Consider the following 337-nt stretch of genomic DNA (forward strand, 5'->3'; position numbering starts at 1 on the left):
TACGCCGCCGTCGGCCTCGCCGTGTCGCCGCCGGGGCGGGCTCCGGCTCCGGTGTCGGCGGGACCGCGGTGCGGTCGCCCGAGAGCCACCGCACCCAGAGCGTGTCGGGATCGCCCTCGAAGACGAGCGTGCGTGCGAGGAGCGTGAGCGGGATCGAGAGGATCGCACCGAGCGGGCCGATGATGAAGGTCCAGAAGATCACGGAGAAGAAGCTCAGGGTCAAGCTGAGATCGACGGCGTCGCTGACGAACTTCGGCTGCACGAGAACCTGGAGCACCACGTTCACGACGCAGTAGACCGCGACCACACCGATGAGCAGAGGCCACCCTCCGACGAC

General features: G+C 68.5%; 1 protein-coding gene. It reads right to left on the reverse strand.

What is annotated here, in order from left to right:
* Positions 1–337, reverse strand: a 337-nt coding sequence (locus DSP71_RS23835) for an AI-2E family transporter (protein ID WP_258546438.1), incomplete at both ends; no start/stop codon positions are given.

Source organism: Microbacterium sp. H6 (assembly GCF_003314775.1).
Lineage (GTDB): Bacteria > Actinomycetota > Actinomycetes > Actinomycetales > Microbacteriaceae > Microbacterium > Microbacterium oxydans.